The 13,512-nt window shown below is 69.1% G+C and carries 16 protein-coding genes; 8 read left to right on the top strand and 8 right to left on the bottom strand.

Going from position 1 to position 13,512, the window contains the following annotated elements; all coding sequences use genetic code 11:
* Nucleotides 1-94: 94 nt before the first annotated feature.
* From K1T34_RS16915 to K1T34_RS16905, 3 genes are all read right to left on the bottom strand, one after another.
* Nucleotides 95-1,288: an RNA polymerase sigma factor gene (locus K1T34_RS16915; protein WP_220245213.1), complete on the bottom strand. Its 1,194-nt coding sequence runs from the start codon at nt 1,286-1,288 to the stop codon at nt 95-97.
* Nucleotides 1,285-1,632, bottom strand: a complete 348-nt coding sequence (locus tag K1T34_RS16910; RefSeq protein ID WP_220245212.1) for a YciI family protein — start codon at nt 1,630-1,632, stop codon at nt 1,285-1,287. The genes K1T34_RS16915 and K1T34_RS16910 overlap by 4 nt, the downstream gene beginning before the upstream one ends.
* Before the next feature lie 111 nt (nt 1,633-1,743).
* Entirely contained in the window at nt 1,744-2,394 is a 651-nt protein-coding gene (locus tag K1T34_RS16905) for a hypothetical protein (RefSeq protein WP_220245211.1), read from the bottom strand.
* A gap of 114 nt (nt 2,395-2,508) precedes the next feature.
* On the opposite strand from K1T34_RS16905, the gene K1T34_RS16900 reads away from it, so the two are divergent.
* Nucleotides 2,509-2,886 carry a nitroreductase family deazaflavin-dependent oxidoreductase gene (locus K1T34_RS16900; RefSeq protein WP_220245210.1) on the top strand — a complete coding sequence of 126 codons (378 nt, stop codon included), beginning with the start codon at nt 2,509-2,511 and terminating at the stop codon, nt 2,884-2,886.
* Between the two features lie 9 nt (nt 2,887-2,895).
* Entirely contained in the window at nt 2,896-3,426 is a 531-nt protein-coding gene (locus K1T34_RS16895; protein WP_220245209.1) for a GNAT family N-acetyltransferase, read from the top strand.
* A gap of 1 nt (nt 3,427) precedes the next feature.
* On the opposite strand, the gene K1T34_RS16890 is transcribed toward K1T34_RS16895, so the two are convergent.
* Complete coding sequence (locus tag K1T34_RS16890; RefSeq protein WP_220245208.1) at nt 3,428-3,751, bottom strand: MmcQ/YjbR family DNA-binding protein; 324 nt, start codon at nt 3,749-3,751, stop codon at nt 3,428-3,430.
* Between the two features lie 95 nt (nt 3,752-3,846).
* A complete protein-coding gene (locus K1T34_RS16885; RefSeq protein WP_220245207.1) occupies nt 3,847-5,535 on the bottom strand; it encodes a bifunctional UDP-sugar hydrolase/5'-nucleotidase in 1,689 nt (562 codons plus the stop codon).
* A 214-nt stretch (nt 5,536-5,749) separates the two neighbouring features.
* Between K1T34_RS16885 and K1T34_RS53375 the strand changes: the two genes are divergently transcribed.
* Together K1T34_RS53375 and K1T34_RS16880 are read left to right on the top strand one after the other, a co-directional pair.
* On the top strand, nt 5,750-5,881 hold the full coding sequence (locus K1T34_RS53375) for a hypothetical protein (protein ID WP_255638552.1): 132 nt from the start codon (nt 5,750-5,752) through the stop codon (nt 5,879-5,881).
* Between the two features lie 91 nt (nt 5,882-5,972).
* Nucleotides 5,973-6,614: a VanZ family protein gene (locus K1T34_RS16880; RefSeq protein ID WP_220245206.1), complete on the top strand. Its 642-nt coding sequence runs from the start codon at nt 5,973-5,975 to the stop codon at nt 6,612-6,614.
* On the opposite strand, the gene K1T34_RS16875 is transcribed toward K1T34_RS16880, so the two are convergent.
* Nucleotides 6,555-6,731, bottom strand: a complete 177-nt coding sequence (locus K1T34_RS16875; protein WP_220245205.1) for a hypothetical protein — start codon at nt 6,729-6,731, stop codon at nt 6,555-6,557. The genes K1T34_RS16880 and K1T34_RS16875 overlap by 60 nt on opposite strands.
* 45 nt (nt 6,732-6,776) lie before the next feature.
* Nucleotides 6,777-7,472, bottom strand: coding sequence for a trans-aconitate 2-methyltransferase (locus K1T34_RS16870; protein WP_255638551.1), 696 nt, complete (start codon nt 7,470-7,472; stop codon nt 6,777-6,779).
* Between K1T34_RS16870 and mug the strand changes: the two genes are divergently transcribed.
* The 4 genes from mug to K1T34_RS16850 all read left to right on the top strand — a co-directional run bounded on the left by mug (nt 7,465) and on the right by K1T34_RS16850 (nt 11,605).
* On the top strand, nt 7,465-8,013 hold the full coding sequence (gene mug, locus K1T34_RS16865; protein ID WP_220245204.1) for a G/U mismatch-specific DNA glycosylase: 549 nt from the start codon (nt 7,465-7,467) through the stop codon (nt 8,011-8,013). The genes K1T34_RS16870 and mug overlap by 8 nt on opposite strands.
* Nucleotides 8,014-8,307: 294 nt before the next feature.
* On the top strand, nt 8,308-9,096 hold the full coding sequence (locus K1T34_RS16860; protein ID WP_220245203.1) for a response regulator transcription factor: 789 nt from the start codon (nt 8,308-8,310) through the stop codon (nt 9,094-9,096).
* Nucleotides 9,097-9,255: 159 nt separating this feature from the next.
* Complete coding sequence (locus tag K1T34_RS16855) at nt 9,256-11,100, top strand: acyl-CoA dehydrogenase (protein WP_220245202.1); 1,845 nt, start codon at nt 9,256-9,258, stop codon at nt 11,098-11,100.
* A gap of 229 nt (nt 11,101-11,329) precedes the next feature.
* Nucleotides 11,330-11,605 (top strand): GlsB/YeaQ/YmgE family stress response membrane protein, encoded by a 276-nt coding sequence (locus tag K1T34_RS16850; RefSeq protein ID WP_220245201.1) that lies wholly within the window; start codon nt 11,330-11,332, stop codon nt 11,603-11,605.
* 55 nt (nt 11,606-11,660) lie between these two features.
* On the opposite strand, the gene K1T34_RS16845 is transcribed toward K1T34_RS16850, so the two are convergent.
* On the bottom strand, nt 11,661-13,493 hold the full coding sequence (locus K1T34_RS16845; protein ID WP_255638550.1) for a VanW family protein: 1,833 nt from the start codon (nt 13,491-13,493) through the stop codon (nt 11,661-11,663).
* Nucleotides 13,494-13,512 lie beyond the last annotated feature (19 nt).

Genomic DNA, 13,512 nt, shown 5'->3' with positions numbered 1-13,512 from the left:
AGAAAAAGCTGGGCGCCCTGGGTGCGGGCGTGCTCACCGGCCGCAGGGCGTGTCACCATCGAACGCGCCGCGCCGCGAACGTGTCAAGGCCGCCCTATTCACCTGCTCGGCGACGCAGCAAGGCCGCGTGGCCGGCACCAAGGCCCGCCGCTTCGGCGCTGGCCACAGCAGTCAGAGCCGCAGAGCGATTCCCCAAGCGGTGCAACAGTTCCGCGCGCGTCGCGTGCCACCAGGGGTAGTCCGCCAGGACGTCCAGCGCGTCCACGAGCGGCAGGGCCACGGCGGCGCCGTCACGTTCGGCGATCGCGGCGGCGCGGTTCAGTGACACCACCGGGCTCGGGCGGACGGTGAAAAGCACGTCATACCAAGAGATCACGGCGTCCCAGTTGGTCGACTCGTACGTCGGCGCCAAGGCGTGACAGGCCGCGATCGCCGCTTCCACCACGTAAGGATTGGGCACGGAAGGCGTCCGCCGCAAAGCGAGCCCCACCAGCAAAACGCCCTCCTGGATCAGCACGGCGTCCCACAGCGAACGGTCCTGATCGGCCAGCAGCACGGGTAAACCGTCGTCGGCGACGCGCGTGCACCGGCGCGCGTCGTGCAGCAACAGCAACGCCAGCAGCCCCAGCACCGTCGGCTCGTCCGGCATCAGCGACGCGAGCAGCCGCGCCAGCCGCACGGCCTCGTCGACCAGCGGAGCGCGCACGCCCGCGTACCCCTCGTTGAAGATCAGGTACACGGTCGCCGCCACACCGGAAAGCCGCTCAGGCAGCTCCTCCGCCGCCGGCACGCGGTACGGGATCCCCGCCGTCGCGATCTTCTGCTTCGCCCGCGTCAGCCGCTTCGCCGCCGTCGCCTCGGGCAGGCGCAGGCCGCGCGCGACCTCGGCGGTCGACAAACCGCCGAGCGTCCGCAACGACAAAGCGACCTGCGCGTCCACCGACAGACACGGGTGGCAGCAGGTGAACACGAGGCGCAGCAAGTCGTCGCGGATCACGGAAGGCGGCGGATCTTCGTCGGCGAGCGGCATCGCGTCCGCCTCCTTCCCGACGCGCTTGGCCTCGCGGCGCAGCACGTCGACGGCGCGTCGCCGCGCCGTCACGAGCAGCCAGGCCCGCGGGTTGTCCGGGACGCCGTCGCGCGGCCACGTTTCGAGCGCCCGCACGACGGCGTCCTGCACCGCGTCCTCGGCCAGGTCCACGCTGCCGATGACCCGCACGAGCGTGGCGAGCACCCGGGTCCCCTCATCCCGGATGAGCCGCGCCAGCGTGTCACCGGCGAACGTCACGAGAACTCGACGATCGGGCGCACCTCGATGGCGCCGTCCCACGCGGCCGGGATCTGGGCGGCGACCTTGACGGCTTCGTCGAGGTCGGCGCATTCGATGAGGTAGAAGCCGGTGAGGGCTTCCTTCGTCTCGGCGTACGGGCCGTCACTGGTCACGATGTCGCCGCCCTTGCCGCCGTTCACGCGGACGGTGGTGGCCGTCGCGGTCGGGTACAGGGCGTTGCCGCCACGGATGACGGCGGCGGCCGCCGCACCGAACTCGTTGTAGTCCTTCATCATCGACGCGGCTTCGGGCTGCGTCGGGTCCACATCGGCGGAGTAGATGAGCGCGGCATAGGTGGGCATGGCTGCTCCTGGTGAGTGTCCGGACCGGCGCCGTTCGCCGGCTAACACTCTAAGGACGAATGGCCCCCGCCGCGCCAGGACAATCGCCGCGGAAAAACTTTCAGCCCTCTTTCAGCCCTCGACGAGCTCCCACTCGGCACCCGGCTCGGCGCGGTCGAAGACCTGGCCGGGCGCGGCCTGAAGCACGTTCACGACGTCCGGGTACAGGCTCACCACGTGCTCCAGCTCCAGGCCCTCGACCTCGAAGTCTTCGGCTTCCGGCACCTCGAAGCCCACGAAGAGCCACGTGCCGTCACCCTCGCGCACCACCTGGCGCACGGCGCGAACGGGCGCGTCACCACCGGTCACGATCTCGGTGAGCCCGGTCGACAACTGAACCTCGTCCACCGGCGAGCCCGGGTGCTGCCACGCGGCGATGCGCGCGTCGCGGATCTCGCGGTCCTCGGCCTCGTCGTCGGAGTCGGCGACGGAGCTCAGCAGCCACGCCGAACGCTCGGGGTCCCAGTCGGCCGCCATGCCCGTTGGCAGCGACGCCAGCGCCGTGAGCTGCGGGACCAGCTCCACGGCTTCGCGCAGCGAGACCGCGCCGAACTGCTCGCGGTTGACGTCCATGTCCTCGTCGAACTCGGCGCCGTCGCTGATGAACCAGTCGTCGTCATCGTCGAGGACCACGAACGCGAGCTGCGAGGGGTCCTCCAGCAACGCCCGCGCGAAGATCACGGGCGACTCAGGGTCCTGTCGCAGCGGCCAGTCGTTCGACATGTTCTTCTCCCCGCGTCGTGCCTGCGTCCGCGAACATCCCACCAGATGTGCGAAACGGCCTCGCACCGGCCCGAAAACGCGCTAATTCCACGGACGTTGGATTACGCTGGACGGATGGTGCTGCCAGAACGTCTCGCCCACTTCAACCGCGTGGTGACCAACCGCGTCACGGGACCGTTCGTCGGGTGGCTGCCCGGCTTCGGGATGGTCGTGCACCAGGGCCGCCGGTCCGGCAAGGAGTTCCGCACTCCGCTCAACGTGTTCCGCACCGATGACGGGTTCGTCGTCGCCCTCACCTATGGCCCCGACACCGACTGGGTCAAGAACGTGCTGGCCGCGGGCCACGCGGAGATCGTCACGCGCGGCCGAAAATGGCGCGTCAGTGATCCACGGCTCGTGCATGATGGGTCCCGCCGTCCCATGCCGCCCGGGGTGCGCCAGTTCCTCGGGCTCGTCGGGGTCGAGGACTTCCTGCTGCTGCGGCGGGAGTGAGGGGGAGCGGTGCTCACGGGCAAGCTGGTGCGGCTACGGGCGCTCGAGACGACGGACGCGGAGTCGCTCCACCGCTGGATCCACGACCCCGAGGTCGGGCAGTGGATGGACAGCTCGTACCCGCGTTCGCTCGACCAGGTGCGCAAGCGTTGCGAGGAACGCCCGGTCAACACCTACGCCCACGTGGTGTGCGGCATCGAATCCGTGGCGTCGGGCGCGTTGATCGGCGTGACCGATCTGCGCGACGCCACGCCGGAGACCGGGCGCGCGGAGCTGGACATCTACATCGGCGAGAAGGACCACTGGAACGGCGGTTACGGCACCGAAGCGCTGCGGCTGATGTGCCGCTACGGCTTCAACGTGATGCGCCTGCACCTCATCGCCCTGTGGGTCGTCGCCGAGAACGAACGCGCGCGCCACGTCTACCACAAGGCCGGCTTCGTCGAGGACGGCAGGCACCGCGAATGCTTCCGCGGCAGCGACGGGAAGTACCACGACATGTACCTGATGAGCCTGCTGGAACGCGAGCTGGTCGACTGATTCACAGCAGCTTGCGCGGCGCCTTCCGTCGCCACGACTCCACCAGGAGTTCCTTCAGCTGCACCGGATCCACCCGTTCCAGGTCGACGAGGATCGAGCCGTAACCGTCGTAGTGCGGCGTCGTGAAATACGCCGGGTCGCCGGACGCGAGGAGGGCTTCCTTCTCGTCGAGGCCGCAGAACAGGACCACGCCGCCCTCGGCTTCGCTGCGCAGGCGCGCGAAGCCCTTGCCCGCGACCTTCAACGCGGGCGTGCGGTACCAGGTGGACTCCTCGGTCTCCGGCAGCTCCGCCGCGAGTGCCACCACGTCTTCCCAGGTCGTCATGGGTCCCATCGTGCGCTTCCGAACGCACGAAAGCTTGGAAAAACGAGAGCCCCGCCCCTCAACGAGCGAGGGGCGGGGCCACTTCAAACAACCGACTACGGAACCATCGTGATCCGGTCCGCCGGCGGCGGGGTGACGCCCGGGTGCGCGCCGAGGTACGCGATCAGCGCGTCGAGGTCCACCGGACCGCCCGCGAGGTCGGTGCCCTTCGTGAACTCGGTGAACCCGTCGCCGCCCGCGGCGAGGAAGTTGTTCACCGACACGCGGAACGTCGCGGCCGGGTCCACCGGCGTGCCGTTCACGGTGATGTTCGAGACGCGCGAACCGATTGGCGCCGAGGCCGAGTAGGTGTAGTGCAGGCTGCTCGAGATCTGCAGGATCTTGGTGCCGCCCGGCTGGCCCCACTGCTGTTCCAGCACGTTCTTCAGGTTCGCGCCGGTGAGCGTGATCGTCTGCATGATGTTCGCGAACGGCTGCACGGTGAACGCCTCGCCGTAGGTGACCACGCCGTCGCCCTCGCCGTTGGGCGAAGACGCGTAGTTCAGGTCCGCGCGGATGCCGCCGGGGTTGGTGATGGCGACGACCGCGTTGTTGGACTTGGTGCCTTCGAGCTGCGCATCGGCGATCACGTCGCCCATCGTCGACTCACCCGAGGGCGCGCCGGCCGCGGTGAGGTCCGCGGTGATGGTGCCGACCTGCTTGTTGGCGATCGGGCCCGACTTGGTCTTGGCCTCGTCCACGAGCTTGGTCACGGCCGGGTCCGGCGTCACGTCGCGGGTCACGATCTCGTTGTGCGCCTTGGTCTGCGACCGGATGACGTCGCGCGTGCGCAGGTCGATCTTCAGGTCCACGACGGACAGCAGCCGGCCGAACGACGCGCCCTGGATCACTGGGCGAGGCTGGCCCGCGGGGTCGTTGATCACGCAGTTGTACTGCTGGTGGCTGTGGCCGGTGAAGATCGCGTCGACCTTCGGGCTCACGTTCTTGGCGATGACGTCGGCCTCGCCGCCCGGCGCCACCTTGCAGTCGTTGGGGCCGGAGCCCGGCAGCGTCTCGTCACCCTGGTGCAGCAGCACGACCTGGGCCTTGATGCCCAGCAGGTCGAGCAGATTGGCCGTGCGGTTGATGGCCTGCGCCTCGTCGCCGAACTTGAGGCCCTTGATGGCGTCGGGCGTGACGACCGAGGGCAGGTCCTTCAGCGTGGCGCCGATGATGCCGATCGGCACGCCGCCGGAGAACTGCACCGAGAACGGCAGCAGCGCGGGCAGGCCGTTCGTGAAGTACACATTGGACCCGAGGATCGGGAAGTTCGCGCCCTGGTACGTCGGGTGGAACTGGCAGCCGTCGGTCTTGTTGCAGCCGCCGAACTGCATGCGCAGCAGTTCCTGGTAACCCTCGTCGAACTCGTGGTTGCCGACCGCGGAGGCCTTCACGCCCAGCTCGTTGAGGAAGTCGATGGTCGGCTCGTCGTGGAACAGCGCCGAGATCACCGGCGACGCACCCACGTTGTCGCCCGCCGAGAGCACCATCGAGTTGCGCACCTGCGACTCGAGCTGCTTCACGTGCGTCGCCACGTACGCCGCGCCGCCCGCGTCCACACTGGTCCCGTCGGACATGAACACCTTGCCGGCCGAACCCGCCGGCGGCTCGAGGTTGCCGTGCAGGTCGTTCAGCGTGATGATCCGGACGTCCGTGGTCTGCGCGGCCGACGCCGGCACGCTCGTGACGGCCACAGTGGCCAATGCGGCCGCGGCGGTGACCGCGAGCCGGGTGAAGAGCCTCATGTTTCCTCCGATTTCGCGCCCGTCGTCCCCTGGAACGGGCACACGGCGGTGCAGTCTGCCCAAACGGGAGAGACCTCACCAGAGGAAAAAGGAGGGTGATGGGCAAATGTCACCCGGCGTTTTCGCTCGGGTGTCCGGTTCGGTGCACCGGGGCTGCCCGGCGTAACGCGCAGCCCCCAGGCAGCGATCAACCGGCCGAACCCCGGGAGTCACAGTGGAACTGCAGATCGTCGTGACCGTGATCGTGGTCGTCGCCCTGCTCGTCGGTGGCACGGTCTTCGCGGCGTGGCGGTCGGAGCGAGCCGAGGACGAGCAGCGCGACGAGGAGCCTGACCGATCGGCTTAAGTCGCCCTCGGCCAGATGGCCGATCCGGCCGGATTCCGTCCGGCTCTTCGACCGAAGTGGCGTGACCCCCAAGATCCATAACGTTCTCGGCATGACGAACGCACAGGTCACGGCTCTGCAGTACGGATTCATCGGATTCCTCGCGCTGTGGGGCACGCTGCTCGTCCCGCAGCTCGTGCTGCAGCTGGCGCGCTACGGCCGCCCGCGGCTGCGCGGCCTCGTGACCACGGCGGCGGTCGTCTTCTACGCGTGCATGGCGCTCGCGGTCGTCTTCCTGCCGCTGCCGAGCGCGAACGGCCGGCACCTCGAGCAGACGGTGCAGCTGCGGCCGTTCCAGTGGATCGCCGACATCCACACGGAGCTGGTGAAGCACGGTCTTTCGGCGGCGCACTGGTTCAGCACGCAGACGTTCCAGCAGGCCGCGCTCAACGTGCTGCTCTTCGTGCCGCTCGGGATCTTCGCCCGCATCCTGTGGCGCCGCGGCCTCGTCGGCGCGCTGGCCGTGGGCGCGGCGGTGTCACTGGCCATCGAGATCACGCAGCTCACCGCGAACTTCGGGACGGCGCCGTTCGTCTACCGCATCTTCGACGTCGACGACCTCATGACCAACACCTTCGGCGCCGGCCTCGGCTGGCTCTTCGGCGCCCTGCTGCTCGCCCTGCGCGGAATCCCTTCAGCGATCCACGCTCAGGCGGCCGGGCGCGAGCGGATCGACTTCGCCCAGACGCGCTAGCCGCGCCTTGCGCCGCAGCGCCGCCCGCTTGGCGGCGCGCCGGTCTTCCAGAACCACGATCAGCGAGGCGGCTGCCAGAATGAGGGCCACCAGTGCGAGGACAACCCAAAGCTGCACGCGGGCTCCTCCCTACGACGTTGTGCGAGAGATCACACAGGCTACCTAGATCGGTACCTGATCCGCTACCCCGCGTGCCGAGAACCAATCCCGGTCAGCGGTCAGCCACTCGCCGAAGGTCAGATCGGCCGAGGTCAGCGCCTCGGACAGCTCGGGAAAAGCCAGCCGCCGGCAGGTGAATTCTTGGTGCCACACCCGTTCGGCGGCTCGGTAGCGCACCGCCGCGGACAGCAGATCGCCCTCGCGGACGACGTCGTGCAGCGAAACGGCGACCTCCCCGAGGAGCCCGCCCGGCCCGTCGGCCACGTGGTCGAACCACTCCGGCGGGTGCCACTCGACGAGCAGCCGGCCCCCGGGCGCGAGGTGCCGCCGGGCCGCCGCGAGCAGCGCGTGGCACTCCGCGGAATCGGCCGTGTTGACCAGGTGGCTGCCCAGCAGGACCACGTCGAACTCGCGCTCCAGCCGCAGGTCGCCGATCCGCGTGCAGACCGTTTCCGCCCCGCGGATGTGGGAGAGCATCTCCGGAGACTCGTCGACCGCGACCACGGCGTGGCCGAGTTCCAGCAACGGGTGCGTCACGCGTCCGCAGCCGCTGCCCAGCTCCAGGATCGACGCGGCGTCTGGCGCGGCGCCGTGGACGATCTCCGGTTCGCCGGCCGCGGTCAGCCGCAGGTAGAGGTCGACAGAGCAACCGTCGGGCGTCATGCCGAACAGCGTGCCCGAAACTGGACCCATGCCCATCCGACCCACCAAAGACCAGCTCGCCGCCGCGCAAGACGCGGTCATCCCCGACGTCATCGCGCCCGGGTTGGACGTGCTGTTCTGCGGGATCAACCCCGGGCTCTACTCGGGCGCGCTGGGGCTGCACTTCGCGAGGCCCGGCAACCGCTTCTGGCCCGCTCTGCACGCCGGGGGCTTCACGCCGCGGCTGCTGGACCCGAGTGAGCAGCACGAGCTCCTCGACCTCGACCTCGGGATCACCAACGTCGTCGCACGGACCACCGCCAGGGCGGACGAGCTGACCGGCGACGAGCTGCGCGAAGGTGGCAAGACGCTGGTCGACAAAGTCCTCGAGAACAAACCCCGCTGGCTGGCCGTGCTGGGGATCACCGCCTACCGCACCGCGTTCGGCGAGAAGAAAGCCAAAGTCGGCCCCCAAGAGCGCGTGATCGGCGAGACCGGCGTCTGGGTCCTGCCCAACCCGAGCGGCCTCAACGCCCACTGGACGCCCGCCGGCCTCGCGAGCGAGTTCGCCGCGCTGCGTGCACGGGTAGTCACGTAGCGACCATCTTTCGGCTACACCCTCAGTAGTAAACGGGCGAGCCACCGCTGCAGTACAGAGCCAAAAAGCCGCAGATCACGAACCTTTTTCTACGGAGAGTTTGCTGCAACCGGCCGATACGGCCATGAGGGGGAAACCGCGTCACAACCGCCTTCGGAAGGAGTCGAATCAAGGACAAGGTGTCATTCCTGTCCGATCCCAGCAGGGGGGATCGGGTGGTGCCAGGACGGCACGCCGGGGGGCGTGCGCGGGCGTCCGGCGACCCGGGAACGACCTGGAAGACGGAGGCCCGAGATGCGCGGCATCGAGCCCCACCGAACGCCGGCTGTGCCCGGACAACCGACCGCGAACCGCAGCCTGGGGGTGGCTGTCGTCGATCCCATCCCGATCTTCCGCGAGGGACTCGCGTCGATGGTCCACCGGACGCCGGGGCTGCACTGGGCGGGCCAGGCGGCCAGCCACCACGCCGCGATGCAGCTGTGCGAGCAGGTGCGTCCCGACGTCGTGATCCTCGACTCGGCGCTGGATCCCCACTGCCACCTCACGAAGCTGCTCAACTCCGGCGACCCCGCCGTGGTGCTGGTGACGCTGGTGCGCGACGTCAACCGCACGCAGCAGTACCTCGCCACGGCCATCGCGGCGGGCGTGCACGCGATCGTGCCGCGGGCGGTGGATCCGCGGCGGCTGGCGGAAGCCGTCCGGCGCGCGCACACCGACCGGCGCTACATCGACCCGGCGCTGGCGGCGCTCACCGCGCGGCCCAAGCGGCAGCCGTCCCCCAGGGCGGCGCCGGCCGAGGAGCACCTCACTCAGCCGAAGGGCGCGATGCCGCTGTCGCGCCGCGAGTACCAGGTGCTGCAGCTCGTGGCCGAGGGCCTGGAGAACTCGGCGATCGCGAAGCTGCTGTTCCTCTCCGTCGAAACGGTCCGGACGCACGTGAAGAGCATCCTGCGCAAGCTGACCGCGCGCGATCGCACACACGCCGTGACCATCGCGTTCCGCAGCGGCATCCTCGTGCCTCACACTGACGACGCCCACACGCCCGTGCCCGCCGACCGCGCCGTGGCGCGCGGCACGCCCTGAGGTCGGCTTCCTGGTCGATGTCGGTTTTTCGGCTGAATCCACACCCCTGGAAGAGGGGAACCGCTTGCTCCAGTTACTCGTAGGTAATATCCTGAAGTTACCGGCGAGTAAGGGAACATGTGCCCGGCCGGAAAGCCGAACACGACACGGAGTGACGACATGGGCCACTACAAGAGCAACGTCCGAGACCTGGAGTTCAACCTCTTCGAGGTACTCGGCGTGCAGGACCGCCTTGGCAAGGGCGTGCTGGCCGAGTCGGACGAGGAGACCGCGCGCGGCGTGCTCTCGGAGCTGAACAAGCTCGCCACCGGCCCGCTCGCCGAGTCCTACGCCGACGCGGACCGCAACCCGCCGGTGTACGACCCCAAGACCTTCAGCGTGAAGATCCCCGAGCCGTTCAAGAAGAGCTACAAGCAGCTCCTGGACGGCGAGTGGTGGCGCCTCGGCCTCACCAACGACCTCGGCGGCTTCGGCCTGCCCCCCACGGTGCAGTGGGCCGCGTCCGAGCTGATCCTCGGCGCCAACGCACCGCTGTTCATGTACATGGCGGGCCCGAACTTCGCCATGATCGTGAACAACAACGGCACCGAAGAGCAGAAGCGCTGGGCGCAGCTCATGATCGACCGCCAGTGGGGCGCCACGATGGTGCTGACCGAGCCCGACGCGGGCTCCGACGTCGGCGCCGGCCGCACCAAGGCCGTCAAGCAGGAGGACGGCTCCTGGCACATCGACGGCGTGAAGCGGTTCATCACCTCCGCCGAGCACGACATGAGCGAAAACATCATGCACCTCGTGCTGGCGCGCCCCGAGGGTCCCGGCATCGAGACCAAGCCGGGCACCAAGGGCCTGTCGCTGTTCCTCGTGCCGAAGTTCCATTTCGACTCCGAGACCGGTGAGCTGGGCGAGCGCAACGGCGCCTTCGTGACGAACGTCGAGCACAAGATGGGCATCAAGGCGTCCACCACGTGCGAGCTGACCTTCGGCCAGCACGGCACCCCGGCCAAGGGCTGGCTGCTCGGCGAGGTGCACAACGGCATCGCGCAGATGTTCCAGGTCATCGAGTACGCCCGGATGATGGTGGGCACCAAGGCCATCGCCACGCTGTCGACCGGTTACCTCAACGCGCTCGGCTACGCCAAGGAGCGCGTGCAGGGCGCCGACCTGCCGAACATGCTCAACAAGGCCGCGCCGCGCGTCACCATCACGCACCACCCGGACGTGCGCCGTTCGCTGATGCTGCAGAAGGCGTACGCGGAGGGCCTGCGCGCCGTCTACCTGTACACGGCGTCGTTCCAGGACCAGCTGTGGACGCAGGACGGTGATGAGGCCGCACTGAAGCTGGCGCACGGCATCAACGACCTGCTGCTGCCGGTCGTCAAGGGCGTCGGATCCGAGCGCGCCACCGAGCAGCTCGTGCAGTCGCTGCAGACGCTCGGCGGGTCCGGCTTCCTGCAGGACTACCCCATCGAGCAGTACATCCGCGACGCGAAGATCGACTCGCTCTACGAGGGCACCACGGCCATCCAGTCGCTCGACTTCTTCTTCCGGAAGATCGTGCGCGACAAGGGTCAGGCGCTCGCGTTCCTGGCCGGTGAGATCACGAAGTTCATCGAGTCCGAGGCGGGCAACGGCCGGCTCAAGAACGAGCGCACGCTGCTGAAGCAGGCTCTCGAAGACTCGCAGGGCATGCTCGGCGCGATGATCGGCTTCCTCACCGCTTCGCAGGAAGACCCGCAGAGCATCAACAAGGTCGGCCAGCACACCGTGCGGCTGCTGATGTCGATGGGCGACCTGCTGGTGGGCTGGCAGCTGCTCAAGCAGGCCGAGGTCGCGATCGCCAAGCTCGACGCGGGCGCGGCGGCCAAGGACGTGGCCTTCTACGAGGGCAAGGTGGCCGTGGCGTCGTTCTTCGCGAAGTCCGTGCTGCCGGAGCTGTCCTCACGCCGCACGATCGTCGAAGGCGCCGACAACGCGCTGATGGAGCTGGACGAGGCGGCTTTCTAAGCCCTTCCCGTTCCCCTGCGGATGCCCTCGGCCCATCTCGGGCCGGGGGCATCCGTGTTTCTTCGGGTGACTTCGCCCGCTGCGGGTGAGAGCTCCCGCCGCGGGTCACGGCACGCTGGTGCCAGGTGGGTGATTTCGCCGTGGTCTCAAGTTTCGGCCGTCCGTTCCCAGGGCATCCGGACGCCGAGTCCGCGGCTCGGCCCGGAACCCATCTGGCAGAGGAGTTTCGATGACCGTCTCAGGCATCATCAGCGCCATCGTGATCGGCTTGATCCTCGGCCTGCTCGGCCGCTTGGTCGTGCCCGGCAAACAGAACATCCCGATCTGGCTGATGCTCCTCGTGGGCATCGCAGCCGCCTTCGTCGGCAGCGCCATCGCGCGCGGCATCGGATACGCCGACACGAGCGGTATCGACTGGCTCGAAATCATCACCCAGGTCGGTGTCGCCGCACTCGGCGTGGCCTTGGTCGCGAGCCTGTGGAGCAGGCGAAGTATCAACAGGTGACTTCGCGGCCCGGCCCCTTCTGCGGGCCGGGCCGTTCCGTCCGGTGTGGACGCTGTCAGCAGATGACGATCGGCTGCGGTGAGTACGTGGTGTTGCGCGTTTCCTCGCGGACCTCGTTGCCCGTCGCCAGGTCGTGGAACACGCGCGTGTCGGACACGCTGAAGCCCGGCGCGCCGATGGACGGCCGGCACGCGCCGTCGGGCCCGGGTCCGAACTGGACGGTCGGTGACACCTCGTCCGACATCCCGCCGGTGCGGCCCTCGACGAGGTAGTGCTTCGTGCCCCAGATCCGCACGGTCACGGAATCCCCGCTGACGCTGGCCTGGATCGCGAAGCCCGTGTCGTCGTTGTCGGTGATCTTCAGCTCAACCGGGTTCCCCGCGTCGTCGATGGCTTTCGCGTCGCGGCCGGCGGGGTAGCGGTCGAAGTAATGGTCGTGGGCGAGGTGGCCGCCGTCGCCGAGGCCGGCCAGATACGCCGCGTTGTACAAAGTGGACGCGAGCTGCGAAACCCCGCCGCCCACCACGGAAGGACCGGTGCCGTCTTCGTTCGCGGGCGCGCTGACGTACCCGTCGGCCGCGGTCCGCGCGCCCGAGCGGGCGCCGAGGCTGAACGTGTCGCCGGGTTTCACGATGGCGCCGGAGACGCGTTCGGCGAGCGTCTGGATGTTCGTGGCCGCGGGGCCGGAGAACCCGCTCGTCGTGAACTCGCCGATCACCTCCTTGATGCCCAGCGCGTCGGCCGCGTCGGTGGAGAGGCTCGGCTTCGTGGCGTCGTAGGCCACCGGCAGGTCGCGCCCCGTCGGCTTGGCGAGCACGGCCGTGAGCGACTTGAAAGTGTTGGCCCAGTTGATCTTCCGGGCGTCTTGGGACGGGTTGACGGTCGGCGCGCCCGAGGTGAACACGATTTCCGCGTTGCGCCCGTCGGTCTCGGTCGTCGTGAGGTCCTTCTCCACGGCCTGCTGCAGCTTGCGCTGGTCGATGCGCAGCTCGAGCGAGCCGCCGTCGCGCGGCGCGAACTGGAACGACGACGCGATGGCCGCCGGTTTCAGCGCGACGTCCTTGCCCTGTCCGTGCAGCATCACCGGCGCCGCGACGGCCGGGGCGACGACCTGGTCGAGCAGCGCGTGGACGCCGTTCGACGTCGCCTTCGCCGGCGTCACGGCCATCCCCAACGTGACGCCACCCGGTACGAGCCACTGGTCGGCCGCGGTCTGCGCGGCCGCGCGCACGTCGGTGAGCTCCTGGCCCTGGCGCGGCTCCACGGGGTACGGCGTGACAGTGCCGTCAGCTCCCGGCTGGAACCCGATACTGCCTTCGACCAGCGGATGGTTGAGCTTGTCGGCCGCGAGCCCGGTCAGCGCCTGCGCCACCTGCTCCTGGTCCGACCTCGTGACCACGCCGACGTCGCGCGTGGTGAAGAACGACAGGAACCGCGTGATGGGGCTCAACGGCTGGTGCCCGGCCTGGGCGAGCGTGCCCGGCCAGTCGAGGCCGAGGCCGGATTCCGCGGGCACCATCGACGTCGTGACGTCGCCCGCGTGCACGGTGACCGGCGCCGTCAGCCTCGGCTGCAGGTCCGCGCGCAGCTTGGCCTCGGCGTCAGTGTGGGAGAGGCCCCCGACGTCGACGCCCGCCACGAGCACGCCGCGCGGCACGTCGCCGGCGCTGGTGACCAGATCGATCGCGTACAGCAGCACGAAGAGCCCGAGCAGGCAGCCGACGATCATGAAGGTGCGGGCGACACCCTTGCGCAGCTTCTTGTGCGGGGTTTCCCGTGGCCGGGGTCCGTCGACGACGGCGAAGATCTCCGTGGCGAGGTCGTCTTCGTCGCGTTGGGGCAGCAGGTCGTCGATGAAGAGGTCCTGCGGTGTGTCGTCTTCGCGCACGCCTGCCCTCCCGTGGCCG

The sequence above is a fragment of the Amycolatopsis sp. DSM 110486 genome (assembly GCF_019468465.1).
Taxonomy (GTDB): domain Bacteria; phylum Actinomycetota; class Actinomycetes; order Mycobacteriales; family Pseudonocardiaceae; genus Amycolatopsis.
This window is presented reverse-complemented; position numbering and strand designations above follow the sequence as displayed.

What these genes read in the sequence shown, in the direction of transcription:
- K1T34_RS16855 (WP_220245202.1), top strand. Translation starts at nt 9,256, where the DNA reads ATGGGCCACTACAAGAGCAACGTCCGAGACCTGGAGTTCAACCTCTTC.
- K1T34_RS16880 (WP_220245206.1), top strand. Translation starts at nt 5,973, where the DNA reads ATGACGAACGCACAGGTCACGGCTCTGCAGTACGGATTCATCGGATTC.
- K1T34_RS16885 (WP_220245207.1), bottom strand. Translation starts at nt 5,535, where the DNA reads ATGAGGCTCTTCACCCGGCTCGCGGTCACCGCCGCGGCCGCATTGGCC.
- K1T34_RS16860 (WP_220245203.1), top strand. Translation starts at nt 8,308, where the DNA reads ATGCGCGGCATCGAGCCCCACCGAACGCCGGCTGTGCCCGGACAACCG.
- K1T34_RS16890 (WP_220245208.1), bottom strand. Translation starts at nt 3,751, where the DNA reads ATGACGACCTGGGAAGACGTGGTGGCACTCGCGGCGGAGCTGCCGGAG.
- K1T34_RS16850 (WP_220245201.1), top strand. Translation starts at nt 11,330, where the DNA reads ATGACCGTCTCAGGCATCATCAGCGCCATCGTGATCGGCTTGATCCTC.
- K1T34_RS16910 (WP_220245212.1), bottom strand. Translation starts at nt 1,632, where the DNA reads ATGCCCACCTATGCCGCGCTCATCTACTCCGCCGATGTGGACCCGACG.
- K1T34_RS16870 (WP_255638551.1), bottom strand. Translation starts at nt 7,472, where the DNA reads ATGGGCATGGGTCCAGTTTCGGGCACGCTGTTCGGCATGACGCCCGAC.
- mug (WP_220245204.1), top strand. Translation starts at nt 7,465, where the DNA reads ATGCCCATCCGACCCACCAAAGACCAGCTCGCCGCCGCGCAAGACGCG.
- K1T34_RS16900 (WP_220245210.1), top strand. Translation starts at nt 2,509, where the DNA reads ATGGTGCTGCCAGAACGTCTCGCCCACTTCAACCGCGTGGTGACCAAC.
- K1T34_RS16905 (WP_220245211.1), bottom strand. Translation starts at nt 2,394, where the DNA reads ATGTCGAACGACTGGCCGCTGCGACAGGACCCTGAGTCGCCCGTGATC.